23 protein-coding genes are annotated in these 25,586 nt (G+C 68.7%); 20 read left to right on the plus strand and 3 right to left on the minus strand.

Going from position 1 to position 25,586, the window contains the following annotated elements:
• From VGI12_05490 to VGI12_05580, 19 genes are all read left to right on the plus strand, one after another.
• Positions 1 to 1,809: an ATP-binding protein gene (locus VGI12_05490; protein HEY2432109.1), complete on the plus strand. Its 1,809-nt coding sequence runs from the start codon at positions 1 to 3 to the stop codon at positions 1,807 to 1,809.
• On the plus strand, positions 1,809 to 3,272 hold the full coding sequence (locus tag VGI12_05495) for a sigma-54 dependent transcriptional regulator (protein HEY2432110.1): 1,464 nt from the start codon (positions 1,809 to 1,811) through the stop codon (positions 3,270 to 3,272). The genes VGI12_05490 and VGI12_05495 overlap by 1 nt, the downstream gene beginning before the upstream one ends.
• A 131-nt stretch (positions 3,273 to 3,403) precedes the next feature.
• Positions 3,404 to 3,919, plus strand: coding sequence for a prepilin-type N-terminal cleavage/methylation domain-containing protein (locus VGI12_05500; protein ID HEY2432111.1), 516 nt, complete (start codon positions 3,404 to 3,406; stop codon positions 3,917 to 3,919).
• A 213-nt stretch (positions 3,920 to 4,132) separates the two neighbouring features.
• Entirely contained in the window at positions 4,133 to 4,645 is a 513-nt protein-coding gene (locus VGI12_05505; GenBank protein HEY2432112.1) for a prepilin-type N-terminal cleavage/methylation domain-containing protein, read from the plus strand.
• 296 nt (positions 4,646 to 4,941) lie between these two features.
• Complete coding sequence (locus VGI12_05510) at positions 4,942 to 5,463, plus strand: prepilin-type N-terminal cleavage/methylation domain-containing protein (GenBank protein ID HEY2432113.1); 522 nt, start codon at positions 4,942 to 4,944, stop codon at positions 5,461 to 5,463.
• A gap of 91 nt (positions 5,464 to 5,554) precedes the next feature.
• A complete protein-coding gene (locus VGI12_05515; GenBank protein ID HEY2432114.1) occupies positions 5,555 to 6,073 on the plus strand; it encodes a prepilin-type N-terminal cleavage/methylation domain-containing protein in 519 nt (172 codons plus the stop codon).
• The gene (locus VGI12_05520; protein ID HEY2432115.1) at positions 6,070 to 8,514 is read left to right on the plus strand and encodes a YfhO family protein; all 2,445 of its coding nucleotides are present in this window, start codon (positions 6,070 to 6,072) and stop codon (positions 8,512 to 8,514) included. Before VGI12_05515 ends, VGI12_05520 begins: the two co-directional genes overlap by 4 nt.
• A complete protein-coding gene (locus VGI12_05525; GenBank protein HEY2432116.1) occupies positions 8,487 to 11,285 on the plus strand; it encodes a YfhO family protein in 2,799 nt (932 codons plus the stop codon). Before VGI12_05520 ends, VGI12_05525 begins: the two co-directional genes overlap by 28 nt.
• Before the next feature lie 20 nt (positions 11,286 to 11,305).
• Positions 11,306 to 12,496, plus strand: coding sequence for a vitamin K epoxide reductase family protein (locus VGI12_05530; GenBank protein HEY2432117.1), 1,191 nt, complete (start codon positions 11,306 to 11,308; stop codon positions 12,494 to 12,496).
• A 58-nt stretch (positions 12,497 to 12,554) separates the two neighbouring features.
• On the plus strand, positions 12,555 to 13,499 hold the full coding sequence (locus VGI12_05535) for an ABC transporter ATP-binding protein (GenBank protein HEY2432118.1): 945 nt from the start codon (positions 12,555 to 12,557) through the stop codon (positions 13,497 to 13,499).
• Positions 13,496 to 14,302, plus strand: coding sequence for an ABC transporter permease (locus VGI12_05540; protein ID HEY2432119.1), 807 nt, complete (start codon positions 13,496 to 13,498; stop codon positions 14,300 to 14,302). Before VGI12_05535 ends, VGI12_05540 begins: the two co-directional genes overlap by 4 nt.
• Before the next feature lie 110 nt (positions 14,303 to 14,412).
• The gene (locus VGI12_05545) at positions 14,413 to 15,243 is read left to right on the plus strand and encodes a hypothetical protein (protein HEY2432120.1); all 831 of its coding nucleotides are present in this window, start codon (positions 14,413 to 14,415) and stop codon (positions 15,241 to 15,243) included.
• Positions 15,240 to 16,016, plus strand: a complete 777-nt coding sequence (locus tag VGI12_05550; protein HEY2432121.1) for a prepilin peptidase — start codon at positions 15,240 to 15,242, stop codon at positions 16,014 to 16,016. The genes VGI12_05545 and VGI12_05550 overlap by 4 nt, the downstream gene beginning before the upstream one ends.
• Before the next feature lie 109 nt (positions 16,017 to 16,125).
• The gene (locus VGI12_05555; GenBank protein ID HEY2432122.1) at positions 16,126 to 17,397 is read left to right on the plus strand and encodes an ATP-binding protein; all 1,272 of its coding nucleotides are present in this window, start codon (positions 16,126 to 16,128) and stop codon (positions 17,395 to 17,397) included.
• Positions 17,398 to 17,467: 70 nt separating this feature from the next.
• Positions 17,468 to 17,884: a prepilin-type N-terminal cleavage/methylation domain-containing protein gene (locus tag VGI12_05560; GenBank protein HEY2432123.1), complete on the plus strand. Its 417-nt coding sequence runs from the start codon at positions 17,468 to 17,470 to the stop codon at positions 17,882 to 17,884.
• The gene (locus tag VGI12_05565; protein ID HEY2432124.1) at positions 17,881 to 18,693 is read left to right on the plus strand and encodes a hypothetical protein; all 813 of its coding nucleotides are present in this window, start codon (positions 17,881 to 17,883) and stop codon (positions 18,691 to 18,693) included. Before VGI12_05560 ends, VGI12_05565 begins: the two co-directional genes overlap by 4 nt.
• A gap of 3 nt (positions 18,694 to 18,696) precedes the next feature.
• Positions 18,697 to 19,278 (plus strand): hypothetical protein, encoded by a 582-nt coding sequence (locus VGI12_05570; protein ID HEY2432125.1) that lies wholly within the window; start codon positions 18,697 to 18,699, stop codon positions 19,276 to 19,278.
• 38 nt (positions 19,279 to 19,316) lie between these two features.
• Positions 19,317 to 19,898 carry a hypothetical protein gene (locus VGI12_05575; GenBank protein ID HEY2432126.1) on the plus strand — a complete coding sequence of 194 codons (582 nt, stop codon included), beginning with the start codon at positions 19,317 to 19,319 and terminating at the stop codon, positions 19,896 to 19,898.
• 8 nt (positions 19,899 to 19,906) lie between these two features.
• Positions 19,907 to 21,280, plus strand: coding sequence for a sigma-54 dependent transcriptional regulator (locus VGI12_05580; protein ID HEY2432127.1), 1,374 nt, complete (start codon positions 19,907 to 19,909; stop codon positions 21,278 to 21,280).
• Between the two features lie 25 nt (positions 21,281 to 21,305).
• Here VGI12_05580 and aroB read toward each other — a convergent pair whose 3' ends face one another.
• On the minus strand, positions 21,306 to 22,346 hold the full coding sequence (gene aroB, locus VGI12_05585; protein ID HEY2432128.1) for a 3-dehydroquinate synthase: 1,041 nt from the start codon (positions 22,344 to 22,346) through the stop codon (positions 21,306 to 21,308).
• A 74-nt stretch (positions 22,347 to 22,420) separates the two neighbouring features.
• Here aroB and proS point away from each other — a divergent pair, with 74 nt between their 5' ends.
• Entirely contained in the window at positions 22,421 to 23,893 is a 1,473-nt protein-coding gene (gene proS, locus VGI12_05590) for a proline--tRNA ligase (GenBank protein HEY2432129.1), read from the plus strand.
• Positions 23,894 to 23,973: 80 nt separating this feature from the next.
• On the opposite strand, the gene VGI12_05595 is transcribed toward proS, so the two are convergent.
• Positions 23,974 to 24,978 carry a HEAT repeat domain-containing protein gene (locus VGI12_05595; GenBank protein HEY2432130.1) on the minus strand — a complete coding sequence of 335 codons (1,005 nt, stop codon included), beginning with the start codon at positions 24,976 to 24,978 and terminating at the stop codon, positions 23,974 to 23,976.
• A gap of 81 nt (positions 24,979 to 25,059) precedes the next feature.
• Positions 25,060 to 25,586, minus strand: a 527-nt coding sequence (locus VGI12_05600) for an OmpA family protein (protein HEY2432131.1), incomplete at its 5' end; no start/stop codon positions are given.

Raw genomic sequence — 25,586 nt, forward strand, 5'->3', positions numbered from 1 at the left:
GTGGCGGACACAACGAGCGTAGGCAGCGGGACAGCACCGGAGCGGGGCGCGGCGGGACCGCGTCCGGGCGCCGACGCGCCGGCGCCCGCGCCGTACGGGGCGCTCCCCGACGCTGGACGCGGCCCTGCGGCACGCCTCGACGAGGCCGCGCAGATGAAGCTGCGGCGAAAGCTGCTGTGGCTGATTGGCGGCCGTGCCGCCGTGATCACCGTCCTGCTCGGCTCGACCAGCCTGATCCTCTATCGGACCCCGGGGGCCTTTCCGATCGATCCGTTCTTCGCGCTGATCGGCCTCACCTATGCCCTGACCGCCGCCTGGACGCTGACCCTGCGCTTCGTCGACCGCCACCGCTGGCTGATCGATGTGCAGGTCGCCTGCGACGCGCTGATCGTCTCGGCGATCGTCTACCTGACGGGCGGCGTCAGCAGCTACTTCTCGTCGCTCTATGCGCTGCCGATCATCGCCGCCAGCATGGTGCGGTCGTGGCGGGGCGGCCTGCTGGTCGGCGTGGTGAGCTCGGTCATGCTCGGCGGGGTCGTGATCGCACAGTACGCGGCCGGCGACGCCGCGTTGCCGCCGCCGCGGGTCGCCATGTTCACCGTCGGCCTGAACGTGTTCGGTTATCTCGCCGTCGCGGCGCTCAGCGGCTACCTCGCCGAGGGACTCCGCCGCACCGGCGCCCAGCTCGAGGCGGCCTCGACCCAGCTCGCCGACCTGCAGGCGTTCAACCAGCACGTCATCGACAGCTTGACCAGCGGGCTCGCGACCAGCGACCTGGAAGGGCGGCTGCTCACGTTCAACCGCGCCGCCGAGACCATCACCGGCCTGCGCGCCGCCGACGTCGTCGGCGGCGACGCCTTCGAGGTGCTGCAGCTGCCCGGGCCGCTGCACGAGCAGCGGCAGGAATACGAGTTCCAGCGCGCCGAGGGCCGGCAGATCGAGGTCGGCATCACCGCCGCGCCGCTGTTCACGCCGCGCGGCCATAGCGGGTTCCTGTTCACGTTCCGCGACGTCACCGAGATGAGGAAGCGCGATCGCGAGGCGCGCGTCCAGCAGCGGCTGGCGGCGGTCGGCGAGATGGCCGCCGGCATCGCGCACGAGATCCGCAATCCGCTCGCCTCGATGGCCGGGTCGATCCAGATCCTGCGAGCCGACCTGCCGCTGACGGAGGAGCAGTCCCAGTTGATGGACATCGTGCTGCGCGAGTCGGATCGGCTCAACGACACCATCCGGAGCTTCCTGGCCTTTGCCCGTCCGCAGCGGAACGCGATGAACGACCTCGATCTGCGCCGCAGCGTCACGGATGCGGCCCGGCTGCTCGAGAACAACGCCGAGGTCACGGCCCGCCACGCCATCGTCGTCGACGTCCCGGCGGAGCCGGTGGTCTTCCGCGCCGACGAGGCGCAGATCCGCCAGATCGTCTGGAACCTGGCGACCAACGGCCTGCGCGCCATGCCGGACGGCGGCACGCTGCGGCTGTCGGTGCGGGCCGGCATCCCGGCCAGGAACGAGACGGCGGACGGGGCCGCAGGAACGGCGGGCGAAGTGGTGATTGCGGTGCAGGACGACGGCGTCGGCATCGCCGCCGAGGAGCTCGACGGCATTTTCCAACCGTTCCGCGGCGGGTTTGCGCGCGGCACCGGCCTGGGGCTCTCGATCGTGCATCGCATCGCGACCGACTACGGGGGCGAAGTCCGCGTCGCCTCGCAGAAAGGGAAGGGGACGACCGTGGAAGTGGCCTTCCCGCTCGTGGCGGCCGAGACGGCCTACGACAAGCTGCTGGCCGCCGGCCGGCCGGGGGTGGCGTAATGGCCGGCACCGCCGAGCCCGTCCGCCCGGCCGACTCCAAGCCGGCCGACTCCGCCCGGATCCTGGTCGTCGACGACGAGCGCTCGATGCGCGAGATGCTGGCGATTCTCCTCAAGCGCGAGGGGCACGAGGTCGCCGTTGCGGAGAACGGCCGCACCGCGATCGACCTGCTCAACGCGCGCCCATTCGATCTGATCGTGTCCGACGCCCGCATGCCCGATGTGGACGGCCTCGAGGTGCTGCGCCACGCGCGCAGCGTCAATCCCGCGATCATCGCCATCATGGTGACCGCCTACGGCTCGCCGGATCTGATTCGCGGCGTCGCCCAGCTCGGGGTCAACGACTACGTCGAGAAGCCGTTCAACACCGAAGTGCTGCGCTTCCGCATCCGCAAGGAGCTCGATCGGCGGCGGCTGCAGCAGGAGAACGGACTGCTCAAGCGCGCCATGCACACGGCGCATCAGTTCTCCAACATCATCGGCAACAGCGCCGCGATGCGCCAGGTCTTCGAGCTGGTCGACACGATCGCCGGCACCGGCAGCACCATTCTGGTGACCGGCGAGTCGGGTACCGGCAAGGAGCTCGTCGCCCGCGCGATCCACGTGCGCTCGCCGCGCAGCGATCGTCCGTTCGTCGCGGTCAACTGCGGCGCCCTCACCGAGACGCTCCTCGACTCGGAGCTCTTCGGACACATGCGCGGCGCCTTCACCGGCGCCGACGGCAACAAGAAGGGGCTGATCGAGTTCGCCGACAAGGGCACCATCTTCCTCGACGAGATCGGCGAGATGAGCCCGATGCTGCAAGTGAAGGTCCTGCGCGTGCTGCAGGAGCGCAAGCTCCGCCGCGTCGGCGGCAACGAGGAAATCGACGCCGACATCCGCATCATCGCCGCCACCAACCGCGACCTCGCCAAGATGGTTGCCGAGGGACAGTTCCGCGAAGACCTCTATTACCGGATCAACGTGATTCCGGTTCGACTGCCGCCGCTGCGGGAGCGGCGCGACGACGTGGCGATGCTCGCGGAGCACTTCGTGGCCAAGTTCGCCGCCCAGATGAACAAGCCGATCACCGGCATCTCGGGCGAGGCCCTGGCCAGTCTGACCGCCCACGCGTGGCCGGGTAACGTCCGCGAGCTCGAGAACGCGATGGAACGCGCCGTGGCGCTCGAGCGTTCGGCGTCGATTCTTCCGGAAAGCCTGCCGGAAACCGTGCGGGGTCGCGCTCAGGCTGTGATTTCGCCCGCCGGCGCCGCCGCGGCCGCCGCGTCCGACGCGCCGCCGCCGATCGGCCGGCCGACGCTCGACCACGGCTTCGATCTCGAACAGCACGTCCAGCACGTGGAACGGGAGTACATCGCCGAAGCACTCCGCCGCTCCGGCGGCGTGAAGGTGAAGGCCGCCGAGCTGCTCGGGATGAGCTTCCGATCCTTCCGCTATTACATGAAGAAATACAACCTGAAGTAACACCCGTTCACGCAAGTCTCTCCGCTCCAGCCACTTCCCAAGACATCGCGCGTCCGGCACCCGCGGCACCTCGTTTGCCCCGTGAGCCCCGTCCCAGATCCCAGGGCTCTCCACCATTTCTCGAGGTGTTCATGACGAATCAGAAGGGGTTCACCCTGATCGAACTGCTCATCGTCGTCGCGATCATCGGCATCATCGCCGCGATTGCCGTCCCGGGCCTGCTCCGGGCGCGCATCTCCGGCAATGAGGCGTCGGCGATCGGATCGCTCCGCGCCGTCAGCAGCGCGCAGTCGATGTTCGCGACGAGCTGCGCCAACGGCCTTTACGCACAGGGCCTCGACGTCCTCGGCAGCGGTCCCTCGGGCGGGTCCGCCTTCATCAGTCCAGACCTGAGCACCGGTACCACCGTGGTCAAGAGCGGCTACAGCATCTCGATGACCGGCACCGCCGCCACCGGCTCGGCCGCCTGCAACGGCGCGACGAACCTGGCCTCCGGTTTTCACGCCTGGGCCGACCCTGCCTCGGCCTCCGGCGGCACCCGATCCTTCCTCACCAATACTACTGGCACGATCTGGCAGGCCATGAGCTCGCTCGGTGCCGCCGGCACCGACGCCGGTACGCCTTCCGGTGGGTCGGTCATTCAGTAGCGGTTTGTGACATTTCGTCGCCGGCGGTCGTGACGCGAAATGTCACTTCTGCCGTTTGCGTCACGACTCAGGAAGGATCTGCCGAAGGAATTAGTGTGCTAAGCAGCTGATACGTAACTGTTTGACCGTTTACGGCGTGGATGGTCGAGGCGGCACCCTGCTTGCTCTTTCCTGTTGCGTAACGACAATTTCGAAAGGAACAGAGAGAGACCAATGCAGAACCAAAAGGGCTTTACCCTCATCGAGCTTCTCATCGTCGTCGCGATCATCGGCATCATCGCGGCGATTGCGGTCCCCGGCCTGCTGCGAGCCCGAATCTCGGGTAACGAGGCCTCGGCCATCGGTTCGCTCCGCGCGATCAGCAGCGCGCAGTCGACGTTCGCGGCGAGCTGCGCCAACGGCCTGTATGCGCAGGGCCTGGATACGCTGGGCAGCGGCCCTGCGGGGGGTTCGGCGTTCATCAGCCCGGATCTGAGCTCGGGGACCACCGTCAGCAAGAGCGGCTACAGCGTCTCGATGAGCGGCACGGCTGCGACTGGGGCGACCGCCTGTAACGCAGCCACGGCGCTCGCCTCCGGCTATCACGCCTGGGCGAATCCGCTGTCGACGTCGACGGGCACCCGCTACTTCTTCACCAATACCACGGGCACGATCTGGCAGGGCACGGCGACGATGTCGAGCGGTAACGATGCCGCCTCACCGTCGGGCGGCGCGCCCATCCAGTAAGCAGTTCGGCGTTCACGGGAGGTCATCCCGAGGCAGGACGTCCGCATGAGCGGGCGTCCTGCCTTTTGCTTTTGGGCTCGACAATTTTCTGGCAGACGGAACTGACGATCTCTGTCACCCGCCGAAAAACGTCACCGCGCTCCGGTCCGGAAGGACTGCGCTAACACATTGTTATTGCGTCATTTAGGACGTAATGCCCACTTGAATCTCTGCCTGGCACTCCGGTTGCTCATCCATGGGCAACACGCGCAACGTTCCCGTTATCTGCGTGGTCATCAAAATTGAGGAGCAACACAATGAGAGTCCGTAGTCAGAAGGGTTTCACGCTCATCGAGCTGTTGATCGTCGTGGCGATCATCGGCATCATCGCGGCGATCGCGGTCCCCGGCCTGCTGCGGGCCCGCATCTCGGGTAACGAAGCATCGGCGATCGGATCACTTCGCGCGATCAGCAGCGCGCAGTCCACTTTCGCGGCGAGCTGCGCCAACGGCCTGTATGCGCAGGGCCTGGATACGCTGGGCAGCGGTCCTGCGGGCGGGTCGGCGTTCATCAGCCCCGATCTCAGCTCCGGCACCACGGTCAGCAAGAGCGGCTACAGCGTCTCGATGAGCGGCACGGCGGCGACCGGGGCGACGGCCTGTAACGCAGCCACGGCGCTCGCCTCCGGCTATCACGCCTGGGCGGATCCGCTCTCGACGTCGACGGGCACCCGCTACTTCTTCACCAACACGACCGGCACGATCTGGCAGGGCACGGCGTCGATGGGTGCCGGCGGCACCGACGCGGCGTCTCCGTCGGGCGGCGCGACGATCCAGTAGGATAAGGCCTGGAGCGGCCTTCACCGGAGGGCCGCTCCAGAGTCGAAGAGTCCCGCGGACCTGAGGGTCCGCATTTTTTTTGGCCGCGAACATGAGACTGCGCCGCTCGAACGGCTTCACGCTCGTCGAACTCCTCATCGTCGTCGCGATTATCGGTATCATTGCGGCGATTGCCGTGCCGGGACTGATGCGAGCGAGGATTTCGGGGAACGAGGCGTGGGCCATCGGATCGCTCCGCGCCGTCACCAGTGCCGAAGGTACCTTCTCGGCGAGCTGCGCCGCCGGCAAGTACGCGGCGGCGCTCGATATCCTCGGCTCAGGGCCGTCGGGGGGCGCGCCCTTCCTCAGTCCGGATCTGGCGCGGGCACCGGTCGTGACCAAGAGTGGGTACACGGTGACGCTGTCAGGCGCTACCCTCTCGGGATTGACGGCCTGTAACGGCGCGACCAATCTCGCCAGCGGATTCCACGTCTGGGCCGATCCGACGTCGACCAGCACCGGTACCCGGTATTTCTTCACGAACACGACCGGCACCGTGTGGCAGCTCACCGCGTCGGGATCCTCCGGGACCGACACGGGGGCTCCCTCAGGAGGCACCCCCATCCAGTGATCCGGCACGACACGCCGACGGCACAATCGGACGCCACGCCGGACGGACGCCGCGTCGCTTCCTCGCTCTCGTCTGCTTCCTGGCTTCCCGTCCTGCTGGTGCTCGTCGTCTCGACGCTGCCGGTGGCCGGCATGTTCACGCTGACGCGGGTCTTCTTCGTCCGCGACCTCGTCCTCTCCTTCCGCTCGCGCTTCTTCTTCCTCCGCCACGCCGTCTGGTCTGGGACGTTTCCGTTCTGGGATCCCTATGTCGCCAACGGGCAGCCGGCGGTCAACGATGCGCTGTATCAGCTGTTCCACCTGCCTTCGCTGCCGATCCGGCTGCTCCTGCCGGAGCTGGTCGCGTACAACTTGTGGGTGGGACTGCCGGTGCCGCTCGCCGGGCTTGGCATGTACGCGTTCCTGCGGCGGCAGTCGAGACCGTCGGCCGCGGCATTCGGCGCCGTCGCCTACGCCCTCTCGGGGACGATCGTCTCGTCGACCAACTTTCCGAATCTGTCGTGGTCGGTCGCGGCGGTGCCGTACGTGTTCTGGGCGCTCGAGCGGCTGATCGAACGCGGCACCGCGGCAGCGACGGCCCTGTTTGCGCTGATGATCGCGCTGCAGGCGCTCGCGGGAGAACCGGTCACGCTCGCCGCGACGCTGGTGATCGCCGGCGCCTACGCGGCGCTGCCTGAGGGGCGATGGCGGCGGCCGCAGATTGCGCTGCTCGCCGCGGCCGGCGAAGTGGCCGGCGTGCTGCTCGCCGCCGTTCAGTACGTCCCGCTGCTCGACGCCAGCCGTCACTCGCTGCGCGCGCTGGCGGTCGACGTGGACTTCTGGGCGTTTCATCCGCTGGCGCTCTTCGAGCTCGCCGTGCCGCACTTCTTCGGCGACTTCTTCCACTCGAACCTCCGCGAGACGGGATGGATGCTGGCGCTGAACAGCGGCCGCGATCCGTTCTACTACTCCATGTACATCGGCGTGCCGGTGGCGATGCTGGCCGCGGTGGCGGCGATCTCACGGCGTCCACGCACCATCTTCTGGACCGCCGTGATCGCGGCATGCGCGATTGCATCGCTCGGCCGCTTCACGCCGGTCTACCCGCTCCTGCGCGAGCTGATTCCGCCGCTGCGCAGCTTCCGGTTTCCGGTCAAGTACCTCTCGCTCAGCGCGTTCGGCATCGCCACGCTGGCGGCGTTCGCGTTCGAATGGCTGCTCGACCGCGACGTGCCGCGCCGTCCGCTGCGCGGCGTGCTGGTCGCGGCGTGCCTGCTCGCGGCGCTCGCCTATGGATTCGTCGCGTGGGTGCTGATCGCGCCGGCGCTGCCGATCCGCGCCTGCTTTGAACTCGCCCGGTGGGCGCACGTGCCCAACCCGATCCAGGGGGCGGAATTCGTCCTCTACCGCGCCCGGCCGCTGTTCTCGGCGTTGATGCTGAAACTGCTCTGCACCGCCTTCCTGCTCTGGGTGGCGGCTTCGGCGCGCCGCGAGTGGCGGCTGGCGCTGGGCGTGCTCGGCGCGATGGCGGTCGTCGATCTGCTCGGGTCGAACGCCGGCGTCAATCCCACCATCGACGCCCGGCTCATCGCCGCCCCTGCCTGGACCGAACAGATTCCGCACGATTCGCACGAACGCGTCTACGTCGGCGGCCGTCTCGAAGGCTACGTCAACACCACCGACGTCGACGCGCCCCGCTATGCGCGCTATCTCGACGAGTACGACGAGCTGACTCAGCGCTTTCTGATCATCAACCAGTTCCTGTTCAACCCTTCTGGGGCGGCGATCCGTGAATCGCTCTCCTTCGACCTGCCGGTGCTGTGGCCGACCGAGTTCGCCCGCGCCGGCGGCTGGTTCCAGATCGCGCCGAGAGCGGATCGGCTCCGCTATCTGCAGCGTGTCGGCACGCGGTTCGTCGTCCTGCCGACGCCGCCGTATCCAGGAGCGAAACCGCTGGCGCAGCTCGTCAGCGCGGAACAGGAACATCTCTACGACGCCTTCCCCGGTGCGCGACGCGCCTATGTCGTCGGCGACGCGCTGCTCGGGCCGAGCGTGGAGTGGCAGATCCAGGGGATGTTCCAGGAGCGTTTCGACCCGTCAACGGGTGTGCTGGTGAGCGACCGACCGCCGCCGCCGGCCGGTATGCCAGGCGCGCCGGTTCCCAAGTCGGCCGACTTCCTCGAAGACGGCCTCAACCGCGTCGTGATCCGCGCCGGCCTGCCGGGCGACGGCTATCTGGCGCTGCTCGACACCTACAATCCCGACTGGCGGGTAGCGGTGGACGGCACGCCGGCGCCGATGATTCGCGCCGACGGCTTGTTCCGCGCCGTTCACCTGACGCGCGGCTCACACGTCGTCTCCTTCACGTATCACCCGTCGGCGTTCTACCTGGGCGCGCAAATCAGCGCGGTCACCGCCCTGCTCCTGGGCCTGTCATGTCTGGTGGAGCGGCGCCGCCGGTGAAGCCATCCCGGTGGGCGTGGGGCGTACTCGCCGTCTCGCTTCTGCCGGTGTTCGGGCTGTGGACGACGTCGCGCATTTTCTATGTCCGCGACCTGTCGTTCTTCTTCTGGTCGCGTCACCTCTGGCTGCGCCACACGGTGTTCGGGGGCCACGCGCCCTGGTGGGATCCGTATGTGGCCGGGGGGCAGTCGGCGATCGCCGATGCGCTGAATCAGCTGATGATGCCCGTGACCGTCGCGGTGCGGCTGCTTCCCTCCGACGTCGTGTCCTTCAATCTCTGGATCGCGCTGCCGCTCCCGATCGCCGCGCTCGGGATGTTCGTGTTCCTGCGGCGCCGGTTCCAGCGCGCGGCGTCGCCGAACGACGCGGCAGCGGCATTCGGCGCCGTGGCGTTCGCGCTGTCGGGGCCCGTCGTGTCGATGCTCAACACGCCGAATCTCGCGTGGTCGGTGGCGCTCGTGCCATGGGTGCTCGCCGCGGAATCGTTCCCGGCGGTCGCGATCGCGTTCGGGCTGCAGGCACTCTGCGGCGAGCCGGTGACGTGGGCGGCCACCGGCGTGGTGGCGGCGGCCGCGACCCTGCAGCGGCGGCCCGCGCTCCCGTGTCTCGGGGGGCTCGTCCTCGGCGCGCTGCTCGCGGCGGTGCAGCTCGTGCCGACGATGGCCGCCAGCGTGAGCGCGCATCGGGCGGCCCTGGCCACCCCGGATTTCTGGTCCCTGCACCCGTTGTCCTTGTGGGAGGCGGCAGCGCCGCACCTCTTCGGCGACTACTACACCGCCTTCCTCGCCGATCTGCCGTGGATGGGCGCGCTCAACTTCGGCCGCGACCCCTTCTTCTATTCGCTATATGTGGGACCACTCGTGCTGCTGCTGGCGTGCGCGGGGGCGGCCGACTGGCGGCGCAACGGCTTCTGGATCGTCGTGGCCGTCGCGTTCACGATCGCCGCGCTCGGCGGCTACACTCCGCTCTATCCGCTGCTGCGCCGTCTCGTACCGCCGCTCATGTACTTCCGCTTCCCGGTGAAGTACATCGTGTTCGCGGTCTTTGCCGTCGCGGTGATGGCAGCCGACGGCTGGCGGGCTGGCACGAAGGGCGTCTGGCTGGCGGCGGCGATCGGTACGGCGCTTGTCGTCGCGACACTGGCGCTCTTGGCGCGGCCCGAGATGCTGCAGGCCCTGTGCTACCGGTTGGCCGTCGACACGCACCTGAAAGATGTGGACGCCGGCGTCCTGTTTCTGACCCGCGTGGCGCCGCCGCTCGCGCTGCGCGCCGGCGGGATGTGTCTTGCCGCCGCGGCCCTCACCGCGTTCGCCAGGCGCCGGCCCTACGCCTGGTGGCTGCTCGCTGCGGTCGCGGGCATGGATCTGCTCGTGACCAACGGCGGTCTGAACCCGACCCTGGAAGTGGCGCGCCTGACGCCGCCGGCCTGGTTTACCGGCGCCTCTGGCGTGGCGCGCGTCTATATTGGCGGCCGCGTGCGCGGCTACATGAACACCGGCGATCCCGACGCCGCGCCGACCTGGCAGATCCCCGCGGAAGCCAGCGCCGTGCAGGGGCGCATGGAGCTCAACGCCAACCTGCCGATGGCTCCCTCCGGATGGGGGGTGCGCGAAGCGCTTTCCTATGATCTCCCGTATCTGTGGCCGGCCGAGTACGAGGGTACGGTCCGCCGCTTCGAGCAGGCGTCGGCCGAGGAGCGGGATGCCTTTCTCCGGCGCTCAGGCGTCCGCTGGTGCGTGCTGCCGGTGGCCAATGACAACTACCCGGCCCAGGCGTCCTGGCGGGTCGTCGCCGACGTGTCTGATTGGAACATGCGCGTCTATGAGTGTCATCCCGATGCGGCGCGCGTGGCCTTTGCCGCTGAGCCGCGCGACCGGGAGGCGCTCTTCGACCCGCGGCTGCCCGACACGGACGGCGCCGGTGAAGCGCGTATCGTGGAGGACACGCCGTCGCGCGTGACGGTCGAGGCGGTCGTGTCGCGCGAATCTTTCCTGGTGCTGAGGGATTCCTACGCGGCCGACTGGCAGGCCGACGTCGACGGCCGGCCCGTCCCGATCGTGCGTACCGCGGCGATCTACCGCGCGGTGCCGCTGACCGCGGGCCGCCACACCGTGCGCTTCAGCTACCGGCCGCGCGCGCTGTTCGTCGGTCTTACCATGTCAGGGGTGGCGGTGATCGGTGTCGTCTCGGCATTCGTCGGGGCCCGGCGTCGCCGGCGCCAGGCGCCGGCGGGGGTCTCCTCAGATTCCGGCCGCAATCGCGGCTTCACGCTCATCGAGCTGATGATCGTGCTGGCGATCATCGGGGTGCTGCTGGCGATCGCCTTCAACGAATATCGTGGCATGCAGGCGCGCGGCAACGAGGCGTCGGCGCTGTCCTCGATGCGGTCGATTGCCTCCGCGCAGGCGCAGTTCTCGATGACCTGCGGCAACTTGAAATACGCCGCCACCTTGCCGGGGCTCGGGCAGCCATCGCCGGTGACCGGGGCGGCGTTCCTGAGCCCGGACCTGACCTCCGCGGAGACGATCGAGAAATCGGGCTACAGCCTGCATCTGGCGGGCAAGCCGCTCAACGACGCGCCGCCCGCCTGCAACGGCGCGGCGGTCGCCGATGGGTATGCCGCCACCGCGGATCCCCTGAAGCCTGGCGCCAGCGGGGCGGCGTTCTACGGGATCAACGCCGATCGCGTCCTCTACGTCGACGACGACAAGTCGTTTCGAGAGGACCTGGCCGAGTCGGGCGCCCCCTCCCACGGCCGCGAGCTGAAATAGGCTAAAATGACGCGGTTCCCATGACTCCGCTCGCCCGGAAACTGCTGGTGGCGTTCTCGCTGCTGGGCCTGGTGGCCTCCTCGGCGGCGACCTACGTGCACTACAACCTGATCGAGAACCCGGACTATTCCAGCTTCTGCGACATCAGCGCGACGGTCAGCTGCCGCGCCGCCTATCTGAGCCGCTACGGTTCGGTCGCCGGCGTTCCGGTCGCGGTCGGCGGCGTGCTGTTCTTCACGTGGGTGCTCCTGATGCTGTGGGCGGCGCGCGGCCGCAGCAGCGCGATCAAGGACAGCGCACCCGCCTATGTCTTTGCCGGCGCCACCATCGGCCTGGCCGTCGTGCTCTACCTCGCCTACGCGTCGTTCTTCGTCCTGAAGGAAGTCTGCCCGCTATGCGTCGCCACCTACATCGCCGTCGTCGGGGTGTTCGTCGTGGCCGGAGGAGCCAGTTCGGTGCCCATGTCCTCGTTGCCGTCCCGGTTGCTCCGCGACATGCGCGTGCTCGTCGGCACGCCGCTGGCGCTGGCGGTTGCCGTGCTCTTCATCGCCGGCGCCTCGTGGGGCATGACGGTGTTTCCGCGCGAAGCGGACCGCCCGCAGGCGCGCCCGATCCCGACGCTCAGCGACGATCAGAAGACGGAGCTGGCGAAATGGTGGGACCTCCAGCCAAAGCTCGCCAATTTCCCGTATGACAACAACGGGTCGAAGGTCCTCGTCGTCGAGTTCGCCGATTTCCAGTGTCCGCACTGCCGCGACGCCTATTTCGCGCTGAAGCCGGTGCTCGACAAGTACACCGGCGACCCCAAGGACGTCGCGTTCCTCTTCAAGACCTGGCCGCTCAATTCGCACTGCAACGCGAGCGTGCCCGCCGCCAACTTCGTCGCGTCGTGCGACGCCTCGGCGCTCTACGTGCTCGCCAAGCGCTCCGGCACGGCCGAAACGATCAGGGACTGGTTCTTCGTCCATCAGGACGAGCTCAGCCCGGACACCGTGCGCAAGGCGGCGGCCGATGTGGCGAAGGTCCCGGATTTTCAGGCCGGCTACGACAAAGCCATCCAGGAAGTGAAGACCGACGCCGCCGTCGGCGCGTCGCTCAACGTGCATTCGACGCCGACCTTCTTCATCAACGGACGCGCGCTTCCGGCCGGCGGCATCGCGCCGCAGTATCTCGATTCGCTCATCCAGTTGGAGCTCTCCCGCGCCAAGTGAGATCTGGCGCGCCGGGTTACACCGAGGACGGCCCCCCGCCGATAAGCGTTCAGACTCGATGACAGCGATCCGGACGCACGAACTCACCAAGGACTATCTCGTTGGATTCTGGCGGCCCCGCCCGTACCGGGCGCTGGATCGCCTGTCGATCGAGGTCGGGGCGGGCGAGGTCTTCGGCTTCCTCGGTCCCAACGGCGCCGGCAAGACCACGACGCTCAAGCTGCTCATGCAGCTGGTGTTTCCGACGAGCGGCGAAGCTGAGATTCTCGGCCGTCCGGTCGGCGACATCGCCGTTCGGCGGCGCATCGGGTATCTTCCCGAAAACCCCTACTTCTACGATCACCTGACCGCCGACGAACTGCTCGACTATTACGGCCGGCTGTTCGGCATGCCGGCGGCCGAGCGGCGTGCCCGCATCAGCCGTACCCTGGATCGCCTCGGCATCGGGGCCGAACGCCGTCTCCAGCTGCGCAAGTTCTCCAAAGGGATGCTGCAGCGCGTCGGGCTGGCGCAGGCGCTGCTCAACGAGCCGGACGTCATCTTTCTCGACGAACCGATGTCGGGCCTCGATCCGCTTGGTCGCCGCGACGTCCGCGAGCTGATGCTGGAGTTGCGCGACGCCGGCCGGACGATTTTCTTCAGCTCGCACATCCTGTCGGACGCCGAGGCGCTCTGCAGCCAGGTGGCGATCGTCGCCAAGGGGCGGCTCGCGGCGGCGGGGCGGCTGGCCGACATGCGGGCGTTCGAGGTCCAGGGCTGGGAACTGGTCATGGCGAACGTGCCGGAGCCGGCGCTCGAGCGGGTTCGCGCGCGTGCCCGCAAGGTCGTCGGCGTCGCCGGCGGCCGCTACGTCATCGACCTGGCGCCCGACGGCCGGCCCGACGAAATGCTCCGCGATCTGGTCGCTGCGGGCTGCACGCTGGTGTCGCTGAATCCGGTGCGCGAAACGCTCGAGGACGTGTTCGTGCGGCGGGTCGCGGAAGTAGGGGAGGGGGCGCGATGAAGACGGCGTCGGTCGTCGCCGTCGCCGTCTTCCGCGAGTCGGTGCGCGACAAGGTGTTCTACAACCTGGCGCTGTTTGCGCTGGTGCTCATCGGCGCGTCGATCGTCATCGGCCAGCTGACCGCCGGCCAGGACGTCAAGATCATCAAGGACCTCGGACTGTCGGCGACGTCGCTCTTCGGCGTGTTCATCGCGGTCTTCGTCGGCATCAGCCTCGTGTCGAAGGAGGTCGATCGGCGGAGCGCCTATCCGCTGCTCGCCAAGCCGATCCGCCGCGGCGAGTTCATCGTCGGCAAGTACGCCGGACTGCTGCTGACGCTGCTGGTCAACACGGTCGTCATGACCATCGCGCTCTATGCGGTGCTGTTCATGCTGTCGCGCGGCGTGCCGGCGAATGTCCAGCGCGCCTGGGACGCCCCGGCCATGGATCCGGCGTTGCTGAAGGCGATGGCCCTCGTCTATGTCGACATCGCCGTCGTCACGGCCGTGGCCGTCTTCTTCTCCAGCTATTCGAGTCCGATGCTGTCGGCCATCTTCACCCTCGGCGTCTACGTCGCCGGACAGTTCAGCGCCGACCTCCGCCACTTCGACGACGTCGTCAGTGCACCGGCGGCGTCGGTGATTGCCCGCGTGGCCTACTATCTGCTGCCCGATTTCTCGAAATTCGACGTAAAGCTGGCGGTCGTTCACGGCATGCCGGTGAGCGCCGCCTACCTCGCGTCGAGCGCGCTCTACGCCCTCGTCTACATCGCGGCGCTGCTCTTTGGCGCCTCGGCGATCTTCGCGAGGCGGGACTTCAAGTGACGGCGGAGCGGGACGCGCCGGGTCCGCAGACCCGCCCGGGACGTGGAGGCCGGAGCTCCGCCTCCGGCGCGAACTCCAGCTCCGGTGCGCGCACTCGCGTCGGCTCTGCAGTGCTGCCGATCGCGCTCGCCCTGGTCTGTCTGGCGGCGGCGGTCGTGTTGCACGCCAACGAGGATCGCTGGTCGCCGCCGGCCGAGGCCGACCAGCCGGAGCTGCTCTATGTCCGCTCGCCCGCGGCCGCCAGGCGTCTCGCGTTTGGATATCGCGGCCTCGCCGCCGACGTGTACTGGATCCGCGCGCTGCAGCACTTCGGGCGCGAGCGACTCTCGGCGCCGACCCACGTCCGCACCTACGCGCTGCTGTACCCGCTGCTCGATCTGACGACCACGCTTGATCCGTACTTCGGCATCGCGTATCGCTTCGGCGCAATCTTCCTGGGCGAGCCGTACCCCGGCGGCCCCGGACGCCCGGATCTCGCGATCGCGCTGCTGAAGAAGGGACTAAAGGCGCAGCCCGACAAGTGGCAGTACATGCAGGACCTCGGGTTCGTCTACTACTGGCACCTGCACGACTATCACAGCGCCGCCGACCTGTTCGGGCGAGCCGCCGCGCTACCCGGTGCGCCGAACTGGCTGCGCCCGCTTGCCGCGGTGACGCTCGCCGAGGGCGGCAACCGCGCCGGTTCGCGCGCCCTGTGGACACAGCTCGCCCAGGCCGACGAGCCGTGGCTCCGCGATTCCGCGCGGCTGCGGCTCGCGCAGCTCGACGCGATGGACGTGATGGACGAGTGGCGCCGCGCGACGGCGGCCGGGCGGCATCCGGCCCTGCCCGTCGATTCGTCGGGCACGCCGTTCGTCATCGACCCGGCGACGGGGGACATCACCGTCGCGCGCGAATCGCATCTCTTCCCGCTGCCCGGGCAGCTGCAGGCGCCTCGATGACGCCGCTGCAGACGCCGGTCCTGATCCTCGGGCTCGCCGTAGTCGGGTTGTGCGTCGGCAGCTTCCTGAATGTCTGCATCCACCGCCTGCCGCTCAAGCAGTCGGTCGTCACCCCGCGTTCGCGCTGCCCGCACTGTGGCTACGCTCTCACCTGGCGCGACAACCTCCCGGTGGTGAGCTACGCGCTGCTCGGCGGCCGCTGCCGGTCCTGTCAGGCGCCGATCGCGCTCCGCTACCCGCTCGTCGAGACGATCACGTGCGCGGTGTTCGTGTGGCACGGCCTCGTCTTCGGCGCGGATCCGTTGCTCGCCATACGCCTTCCGTTCGCGTGCGCGCTGATCGTGCTCTTTGCGATCGACCTCGAGCATCAGATCCTGCCCGATCGCATCACGCTGCCGGGAATCGTCGTCGGGTTCGCGAGCAGTCTGTTCCTGCCGCCCGGTCCGCTGATGTCGCTGGCCGGGATGGTCGTCGGCGGCGGGATTCTCTGGGTGATTGCCGAGGCGTGGTTCCGACTGCGCAAGATCGAGGCGATGGGCTTCGGCGACGTCAAGATGCTGGCGATGGTGGGGGCGGTGCTGGGACTGCGGCTCGTGCTGCTCACGTTCATCCTGTCGACGATGATCGGCGGGGTCGTCGCCGTCGCGCTCATCGCGACGCGCCGCGCCAATATGGCGACCGCCGTGCCCTTCGGGACGATGCTGGCGGCGGCGGCGCTGGCCGCCAGCTTGTACGGCGACGTCATCCTGGCGTGGTATCTCGCGAAACTGTGATCGGGTTGTCGCACGCTGACCTGCCGTCAGCTGCGGCGGCCGAACCAGTCAGCAGCCGGAGAACCGCTAGAATGGGAGCGCGCCCGCCATCCGGCCCGCGCGCTGCCGCGTGAACATCTCCGCGTACACCCTCATCGGCCTCACGGCCATCGTCGCCGTCCTCGCCGGCGGGCTGGCGTTCGCCGTCCTGCGCGTGTTCGCCGCGGCGCGGCAGCTGGCGCAGTCGCGCCGGGGGGAGGGCGGCGAAACCGCATTCATGACCGAGGCGATGGAGGAGGCGCTTGGCCGCCTGCGGCTCAGCGAGCAGGCGATGGCCGAGCGCGCCGAAGCCTCCGAGCGGCTGAGCGACGAGATCATCGCCAGCCTCACGTCCGGCCTGCTCGTGGTCGGACCGGACAGGCGGGTGCAGGCGTTGAACCCGTTCGGACGCAAGCTGCTTCGCCTGTCCGACGCCGGGCTGGTGGGCGACGTCGCCGACGTCCTGCGGACGGCGCAGCCACTGGCCGCGCTGATCCAGGAGTGCCTCGACACCAGGAAGGGGGTGCGCCGCCGAACGGTGCGCATCGACACCGACCCGGAGCGACCGACCCACCTGGGTGTGACCGTGTCGCCGATCACGGATCCGCAGGCCGATCGCGGCGGCGCGATCTGTCTCTTCGCCGACCTCACCGACGTCGTCGAGCTCGAGGAACAGCTGCGCCTGAAGGAGAGCCTGGCGGAGGTCGGCGAGCTGACGGCGGGCATCGCGCACGAATTCCGCAATGGGCTGGCGACGATCCACGGCTATGCGCGTCTGCTGGATCTGGCCAAGCTGTCCGCGGACATGCACCCCTACGTGATCGGGATCCGCGACGAAACCGATGCGCTCGGCGCGATCGTCCGCAATTTCCTCAACTTCGCCAAGCCGGCCGAGCTCGTGCTCGGGACGGTAGATTTGTTGTCGATCGTCGAGCGCGCAGCAGACGAGTTCCGCCAGGAGGCCACCGCGCACGGCGGCTCCGTCGTCGTCGAAGGCGCCGCCGCGACGGTGCAGGGAGACGAAGTGCTGCTGCGCCAGGCCTTCAGCAATCTGTGCCGCAACGCCCTCGAAGCCTGCGTCGACGCGAACATGCAGCCCCACATCGCCGTCGAATGCGCGATCGACCCCTCACAACATCTCGTGCGCGTGTCGGTGATCGACAACGGTCCCGGCGTCGATCCCGCAATCGCGTCGCGGATCTTCCGTCCGTTCGTCACCACGCGCGCGAGGGGAACCGGGCTCGGCCTGGCGCTCGTGCAGAAGATCGTCGTCATCCACAACGGCCGCGTCAACGTGCAGTCGGAACCCGCCGCGGGCACTCGGTTCACAGTGACGCTCCCGCTCGCGGACGTTGACGGATAGCGCTCCCGCACGTCTGCCCTCTGCTGTCCTGCATTCTCCGCTGGCGCGTGCGTTGCAGCGGCGCACGCGCATGCCACGCAACGCATCGGGTTTTACGCTCATCGAAGTACTCGTGGCGACGGCGATCGTCGTGACCGTCGCGGCCGGCTGCGCGCAGCTCCTGATAGCGGCTCTGCGGTACGACGTCGCCTCGAGGCAGCAGCTCGCGCTGATGTCCGCCGCGATGGCCAAGCTGGATGAACTGGCCGCAACCATTGCCGGAGGGACGGCGCCACCGGGCGCATCCGGCGCCCTCGATCGTTCTGTCGACGGCTCTTCGGACGTCATCACCGTGTCGGGTGTCAGGATGGAACGGCGCTGGCTCATCGCGCCGTTGACGACGTTCGCCCCTGGCGTGGCGGTGGTGACGGTGCGGGCTCTGCCGGCCGCGGCGTTGGCGGCATCGACGATCGAACTCGCGACCATCGTCGAGGCGGGTGCGTCGTGAGCTTGATCGAATTGATCGTGTCGGCGACGCTCGGCGTCCTGCTGAGTGGCGCGATTCTCTCGCTCGTTCTCGCCAGCCAGACGCTGGCGCGCAGTCAGCCCGAGAGCCTCGACGTCCAGCAGCGCGGGCGGGTTGCGCTGCAGGTGCTGGCGAGCGAACTCCGGGATTGCGGCGCCGGCATCGAGTTCGGCGAGGCGGCGGGGCCGCTCGTCCGGACGTTTCCGCCCATCGCGCCGTCGCCCGACGGCGGCATCACGATGTGGACGACGACCAGCCGCAATGCCCAGGGCCGGCCGGCGCTCGCTGTTGCTCTGGGCGTGACGAGCCTGGCCCTCCAGGATTCTTCCGTCTGTCCCACCGGCCAGAGCGCCTGCGGATTCGTTTCGGGCACATCCGCGATGGCGTTCACGCCCAGCAGATGCCGCACCGCTCTGCGAGTCGCGGGCGTCAGCGGCGACACGCTGCAGCTGGCGGCGCCGCTGGCCGGGTGCGCGCTCGATCCCGACAGCGCTGTCGCCGCCGGCACCGTGCATACCTACCGCGTCGATCCCGTGTCGCGGCAGTTGATCAGGCGCGACGAGTCGAGCGGCTACAGTGCGCCCGTTCTCGACGGGGTGACCTCGATGAGCGTGGCCTTGTTCGCCGACCCGGCCGGCGCGTCGACGGTGACGGGAACCTCTGATGCCGCGTTGATGGGGGTGCGTCGCGTTCGGGTCACCCTGCGGTTCGTCGCGTCGAACCCGCTGCTGCACGTGCCCGACCTCGACGTGGTCGTCGACGCGGCGCCCCGGAACCTGCAGGGAGGCTGACCCGTGTCGGTCATCGCGTCGATCTTCGCGGCGCTCTTGCTCACGTGTGTCGGGGTGGCGCTGGCGCTGCTTGGCTCGGTCCAGTCGATGATTGCCGCGCACGACGAGCGGGCCACGGCTGCGGTGTATGCGGTGCAGGCGGCGGTGGTGCTGTCCAGCGCACAACTGCGGACTCGCGGCGACTGGAGTGGTGCCGCACGCGGTGGTCCGCTGTCCGAGGTGTGCGCCGTTCCGGGCGGCTTCACCGACGCGACCCTTCTGCCGAGCGCCCCGTGGGGCGGCTCGACTATCGACTTGCTCGGGCTGACAGCGAGCCGCCAGACCGACAGCGACAGCGCCGCGCCGGCGGGCCTCACCGGTCCGGTGTGGTGCCTGTTCGAGTACGGGCCGATATCCCGGCTGGTGCCGTCCGACGCGCGTCGGCACCCTTTCTACGTTGCGGTATGGACCGCCGCCGGGCCCGATGGCCGTGTGCTGCTGCACGCGTCCGCCTTCGGCGCCGGTTCTGTCCGGGCGTCCGTCGAGACGTCGATACGCCCTGGCGTGGCCGGGGCGAGGCGGCAGGCGATCCGGGCGACACCGTAGAGCCGTGCTAAACTATGGATACCGAAGGAGAAAGGTCCATGAAGGGTTCTTGCGCCGTAATCGCGGGCGTGATGTTGACGCTGGCGGTTCCCGTCTGCGCGCAGTCGCTGGGTGATCTGGCGAAGAAGGAGGCGGAGCGGCGCAAGGCGGCGGCGCCGGCGTCGAAGGTCTATACCAACGACGACCTCAAGAAGATCGCCGTTCCGGGCGACAGCACGCCCGAGGCGACCACGCCTGCGGCCGCCCCCACGTCCGCTCAGGGCGTCAAGGACCCCAAGGACCCCAAGGACCAGAAAGACGCGAAGGATTCCGACGGCAAGAACGCCAACGCGCCGGCGATGGACGAGAACGCCTGGCGCGCCAAGATCACCGCCGCGCGCGACGATCTGCGGCGGGGAGAGATGTTTCGCGAGGCGCTGCAGTCGCGTATCAACGGGCTGACCGCTGATTTCACGGCGCGCGACGATCCCTATCAGCGCGCCCAGATCGGCGACGAGCGCCAGAAGGCGCTGGCTGAACTCGATCGCGTCAACCTGGATCTCGAGAAGGCCAGGAAGGCGATCGCGGACATCGAGGAGGACGCGCGGCGTTCGAGCGTTCCCGCAGGCTGGCTCCGCTGAGCGATCAGATTCTCCTCGTCGAGGACAAGGACTCGCTCCGGACGATGCTGCGGCACGCGCTGGAGCGGCAGGACCACGCCGTTCTCGAAGCGCGCGATCAGCCCGAAGCGGTGCGGCTGCTGCAGCAGGCGCAACCCGCCCTGGTGCTTTCCGACCTCCGCCTCCCCGACGGCGACGGCTTCGGCGTGCTGCGCGCCGCCAAGGAGATCGACGCCGACATTCCCGTCATCGTGATGACCGCCTACGGCAGCATCGAGGACGCCGTGCGCGCGATGAAGGAAGGGGCGATGGACTTTCTCGCCAAGCCCGTCGATCCTGACCATCTGCTGTTGCTGGTGGCGCGCGCGCTCGAGCAGCGGCGGATCATCGCCGAGAACCTGCTCCTGAAGGAGGAGCTGGCGGTCCGGCGCGGAGCGCCGCAGATCATCGGCGACGACCCGTCCCTGCGCAGGGTGTTCGCCGCGCTCCAGCGCGCCGCCTCGACCGACGCGACGGTGCTGCTCGAAGGGGAGAGCGGCACCGGCAAGGAGCTCTTCGCCCGGTCGCTGCACGCGCTGAGCCCGCGCGCCGACGCGCCGTTCATCGCGATCAACTGCGCGGCGATTCCCGAGAACCTGCTCGAGACCGAGCTCTTCGGCTACGAAAAAGGGGCGTTCACCGGCGCCGCCGCCCGCAAGCCGGGCAAGTTCGAGATGGCGCACCGCGGCACGCTGTTCCTCGACGAAATCGGCGATCTCCCGTTTCCGCTCCAGGCGAAGATCCTGCGGGCGCTCGAGGAAAAGCGCTTCGAGCGGGTCGGGGGCACCGCGTCGGTGCAGGTCGACGTTCGTCTGGTGGCGGCCACCAACCGCGGCCTCAAGGCGGCGGTGGCCGCGAAGCGGTTCCGCGAGGATCTCTATTTCCGGCTGTCGGTCTTTCCGATCACCGTACCGCCGCTGCGCGAGCGGCAGCGGGACATCCCGGTGCTGGCACGCTACTTCGTGGAGCGCTTCTGCCGCGATTTGAAGAAGAAGCCGCTCGGCATCTCCGCCGAGGCGATGGACCAGTTGCAGACCTACGGCTGGCCGGGCAACGTGCGCGAGCTGCAGAACTGCATCGAGCGTGCGGTCATCCTCGCCGAAGGGGACGCGATGTTTCCGCGGCACCTGCACCTGTCCTTCGCGGCGCCGCTCACGAGCGAGACACCGCCGTCACCGTGGGAGGAGATCGATCTCTCGGGCACGCTCGCCGAGGCGATCCGCCGCGTCACCCGCGAGGCCGAGAAACAGAAGATCCAGGCGGTGCTCGCCGAAGCGCAAGGCAACAAGGGGCGCACCGCGGAGCTGCTGCAGATCAGCTACAAGATGCTGCTCGCCAAGCTCAAAGAGCACGCCCTGGAGTAGCCTGCCGCGCCACGCCGCGGCTCGATCACAGGCCGCAGCAGCGAGTGAGCGCCCGCGCGATCTCGTCTGTCGTGACGTCGGTGACCACGTCCGTTGAGCCGATCGCCGTCGGCAGCACGAAGTGAAGCGTGCCCGCCACGACTTTCTTGTCGTGGCCGATCGCGTCGAGAATCTCCGCCATCGGTATGTCGGCGACCGCCGGCAGCGGCCCCATCTTGGCGATCAGCGCCGACAGCGCGTCGCGGTCGGCGGCCGGCATCGCACCGCGCGTCACCGCGATCTCGGCGGCGACCAGCATGCCGTAGGCCACGGCTTCGCCGTGGCGGAACCGGCGATAGCGCGTCACCGCCTCGAGCGCATGGCCGGCTGTATGGCCGAAATTGAGGATGCGGCGGCGGCCGTGCTCGTGCGGATCCTCGGCGACGACTGCAAGCTTGATCTCGCACGACTCCCGGATCACCGGCAGCAGCGCCTGCTCGTCGCGCGCGAACAGCGCCTTCATCGACGACCCGACACGCTCGAACAGCGGGCGGCTGGCGATGACGCCGTACTTGATGACCTCATACATGCCGGCCCTGAACTCGCGCCGCGGGAGCGTCGCCAGCAGCGTCGGATCGATCGCGACGAACGCCGGCTGGTGGAACGCGCCGATCAGGTTCTTGCCCTGCGCGTGGTTCACGCCGACCTTGCCGCCAATCGCGCTGTCGACCTGGGCGAGCAGCGTCGTCGGCACCTGGACGACCGGAACGCCGCGTAGATAGGTGGCGGCGGCGAATCCCGCCATATCGCCGATGATGCCGCCGCCGACCGCGACGATCGCGCTCGAGCGATCGGCGCGCGCCTTGATCAGCGCGTCGTAGATGCGACCGACCGTCTGCGCGTTCTTGAAACGTTCGCCGTCGGGGATCAGGATCGGCTCTTCGGAGGTGACCCCCGAGAACGCCTCCTCATGCAGACGCCAGACGGTGGCGTTGCTGACGATGAACCGGCGGTCGGGCACGCGAACTTCGTCGAGCAGCGAGGTCAGGCGCGCGGCGACGCCCGGCGCGATGTGAACTGGATGCACGGCGAGTGATACGATAACAAAGATTTGCAGGCCGATTTCCCGATAATCGGGGGGCGGCCGTCGGACAAAGAGCTATGGCAGACAAAGCGGAGCAGCGGCAGGGAGACGGTAAGGGCGGGGTCACGGAAATCACCCCGCAGTCGAAGAACTTCTCCGAGTGGTACCTCGACGTCGTCCGGCGCGCGGAACTCGCCGACTACACCGAGGTCAAGGGCTGCATGGCGATCCGTCCGTACGGGTACGCGATCTGGGAGCTGATCCAGCAGGCGTTCGACAAGCGTTTCAAGGCCACCGGGCATGTGAATGCGTACTTCCCGCTGTTCATTCCCGCGAGCCTGCTGATGAAGGAAAAGGAGCACGTCGAGGGCTTCGCGCCGCAGGTGGCGTGGGTGACCAAGGGGGGAGACGAGGAGCTGGCCGAGCCGCTTGTCGTTCGTCCGACCTCGGAAGCGATCGTCGGGACGCTCTACGCCAAGTGGATCAAGTCGTGGCGCGACCTGCCCATGCTCATCAACCAGTGGGCGAACGTCGTCCGATGGGAAAAGGTGACGCGCCCGTTCCTCCGGACGACTGAGTTCTTGTGGCAGGAGGGCCATACGGCGCACGAGACCGCCGAGGAGGCGCAAGAGGAGACGCTGAAGATCCTCGCGCTCTACAAGGAGTGCGCCGAGACCGAGCTCGCGATGCCGGTCATGGACGGTCAGAAGAGCGAGAGCGAGAAGTTCGCCGGCGCGTCGCGCACGTATTCGATCGAGGCGCTGATGGGCGACGGCCGCGCGCTGCAGGCCGGAACGTCGCACAATCTCGGGCAGAATTTCGCGAAGGCGTTCGGAATCCAGTTCCAGGGACGCGACAAGTCGCTGCAGCATGCCTGGACGACGTCATGGGGCGTCTCGACCCGGCTGATCGGCGGCGTGATCATGACGCACGGCGACGACAACGGCCTGATCCTGCCGCCGCGCATTGCCCCCTACCAGGTGGTGATCGTACCGATTCCGCGCGGCAACTGGCAGGAGACCGTGCTGCCGAAGGCCCGGGAGCTGAAGTCGGCGTTCGAGGCTGTCGGCATTCGCGTCTTCCTCGACGACCGCGATTCGCAGACGCCCGGCTGGAAGTTCGCCGAGTGGGAGCTGCGTGGCGTGCCCCTTCGGATCGAAATCGGCCCGAAGGACCTCGAGAAATCCGCCGTGATGGTGGCGCGCCGCGATACGCGGACGAAGGAGTCGATACCGATGGACGGGCTCGCGCCGGTGCTTGCCGCGAAGCTCGAGGAGATCCAGAAGGCACTCCTCGCGCGCGCCCGGACATTCCGCGACGAGCACACCACCCGCGTGTCGTCGTATGGCGAGTTCAAGAGCGTGATGGAAGGGCGTCCGGGGTTCGTGATCGCCGGCTGGTGCGGCAGCGCCGAGTGCGAGGCGCAGATCAAGACCGACACGCAGGCGACACTGCGCAACATCCCGTTCGCTGGCGCGCACGTGACCGGCACCTGTGTGAAGTGCGGGAACCCGTCACCGGCCGAAGCCTGGTTCGCAAAGTCGTACTGAGGCGCTCGTGAGCACGCGCCCGGCAGCAGTTGCCAGCTCAAAGGCGTGCAGGCTCTGACTGTCAGCTGCTCACTGCTGGCTCAGCGCAGCAGCTCGCCTGCCTCCGGCCACCTCGCCAGCACCCGCTTGATGACCGCGTGCCGCCGCGTGAGGCCTTCGCGCCCGACGATGGCGCGGAACGCGGATCCGAGGTGCTCGCGCCACCAGGCGTCGCCGCTCGGCGAGGAGCTCTCGTAGGCGGCGGCGAGCGCATCGAGGCAGGTCGCGTCGCCGACGTCTTCGAGCGCGGCGAGAAACGCCACCGGCAGCCGCTCCGGGGTGAACAGACTGTCCCGCAAATCGTAGAGCGCGAGGCGGCTCCCGCGTCCGGCGAGCGCCAGATGCAGCGCGCCGCGGACGGCGCGCCACTGCTCGCGCGACTCCGCATCGGTCTCCTCACGCTCGCGCGCGCGCACCAGATCGACCAGTCGTTGCAGTTGGGTAAGCCCCGCGGTCCCGCGGTGCTCGGCGAAGGCCAGTCTGAGCGCATCGGCGAGGGGCGGCAGACGCCCGTCGATCGCATCGCTCCAGACATCGAGTGGCGCCGGCGCCGCCGGACCATCGACAGCGGCGCGGAGAGCCGGGTTGGGATCAGTTGCCAGCGCCGCGCGGACAGCCGCGTCCGCGTCCTGCGCCGAGTCGCGAATCGCTTCCCACGCCGCGATGCGCACGTCGACGCCGCGCTCCCGATTCAGCGCGACGCCGACCAGTTCGTCGAACGCTTCCCGCGCCGTGGATGCCCGATCACCGGCGACGAGCGCGCGCAGCGCCCCGATGGCGGCCGCCTGCACGGCCGTTGACGGGTCCTGGAGTCCTGCGGCGGCGGTGCGCAGCGCCCGCGGATCGCCGATGGCCTCCAGCGCGCGGAGGATTCCGGCGCGCGTCTGTGGAGCAGCCGCCGCAAATCCCTGCAGGAGGTGCTCGACGGCCCGCGGTCCGATGACGGCGAGCCGCGCGACCGCCGACTCGCGTCGAGTGTCGTTGGAGCCGGCGAGCGCTTCGAGCAGGGACCGGATCTCGTCTCCGGCGGAGCGCTGGATCGGCATGGCTGATGGTAGCGCGACCGGCTACCGGCTATTCGGGTTCCGGGCGGGAGCTGCCAGCCGGGAGCTGGCAGCTCCCGGCGGTTACTGCACCCGCACGACGAGGGCCGCGCGGCGATTGAGCCGGCGCGTCTCTTCGCGCGAGTTGTCGTACTTGGGGCGCTCCTCGCCGTAGCTGACCGTCTGCAGACGATCGGCGCCGACGCCGCGGCTGGCGAGGTATTCCCGCACTGCGCTGGCCCGGCGCTCGCCGAGCGCGAGGTTGTATTCCGCCGTGCCGATGTTGCAGGTGTGGCCCTCGATGATGATGTTCCTCGCCGGGTTCGCCGAGAGCTTCGTGATGGCGTCGTCCAGGATGCGCAGCGCTTCCGGACGCAGCGTCGAGCGGTCGAAATCGAAGTAGACGTCGTCGAAGTTGAGCTCGACCACCGGCGGCGGCGGCGTCACCTGAATCGTCGTCGTCGCGCTTGCCGTCCCGCCCTTGCCGTCATCCACGGTCACCGTCACGACCACCGGGCCCGGCTGCATCGTGGCCGTCCAGCGCGTCTGGCGGTCGGTCTGGTTGGCGAACGCGCCTGTCGGGGCCGTCCACCGATAACGAAGCGTGTCGC

It is taken from the genome of Vicinamibacterales bacterium (assembly GCA_036496585.1).
GTDB lineage: Bacteria > Acidobacteriota > Vicinamibacteria > Vicinamibacterales > 2-12-FULL-66-21 > JAICSD01.

Excerpts from the sequence above, each read along its gene's own strand:
- VGI12_05495 (HEY2432110.1), top strand. The coding sequence starts at position 1,809 with ATGGCCGGCACCGCCGAGCCCGTCCGCCCGGCCGACTCCAAGCCGGCC.
- VGI12_05500 (HEY2432111.1), top strand. The coding sequence starts at position 3,404 with ATGACGAATCAGAAGGGGTTCACCCTGATCGAACTGCTCATCGTCGTC.
- VGI12_05505 (HEY2432112.1), top strand. The coding sequence starts at position 4,133 with ATGCAGAACCAAAAGGGCTTTACCCTCATCGAGCTTCTCATCGTCGTC.
- VGI12_05510 (HEY2432113.1), top strand. The coding sequence starts at position 4,942 with ATGAGAGTCCGTAGTCAGAAGGGTTTCACGCTCATCGAGCTGTTGATC.
- VGI12_05515 (HEY2432114.1), top strand. The coding sequence starts at position 5,555 with ATGAGACTGCGCCGCTCGAACGGCTTCACGCTCGTCGAACTCCTCATC.
- VGI12_05525 (HEY2432116.1), top strand. The coding sequence starts at position 8,487 with ATGTCTGGTGGAGCGGCGCCGCCGGTGAAGCCATCCCGGTGGGCGTGG.
- VGI12_05530 (HEY2432117.1), top strand. The coding sequence starts at position 11,306 with ATGACTCCGCTCGCCCGGAAACTGCTGGTGGCGTTCTCGCTGCTGGGC.
- VGI12_05535 (HEY2432118.1), top strand. The coding sequence starts at position 12,555 with ATGACAGCGATCCGGACGCACGAACTCACCAAGGACTATCTCGTTGGA.
- VGI12_05540 (HEY2432119.1), top strand. The coding sequence starts at position 13,496 with ATGAAGACGGCGTCGGTCGTCGCCGTCGCCGTCTTCCGCGAGTCGGTG.
- VGI12_05550 (HEY2432121.1), top strand. The coding sequence starts at position 15,240 with ATGACGCCGCTGCAGACGCCGGTCCTGATCCTCGGGCTCGCCGTAGTC.
- VGI12_05560 (HEY2432123.1), top strand. The coding sequence starts at position 17,468 with ATGCCACGCAACGCATCGGGTTTTACGCTCATCGAAGTACTCGTGGCG.
- VGI12_05575 (HEY2432126.1), top strand. The coding sequence starts at position 19,317 with ATGAAGGGTTCTTGCGCCGTAATCGCGGGCGTGATGTTGACGCTGGCG.
- proS (HEY2432129.1), top strand. The coding sequence starts at position 22,421 with ATGGCAGACAAAGCGGAGCAGCGGCAGGGAGACGGTAAGGGCGGGGTC.
- VGI12_05595 (HEY2432130.1), bottom strand. The coding sequence starts at position 24,978 with ATGCCGATCCAGCGCTCCGCCGGAGACGAGATCCGGTCCCTGCTCGAA.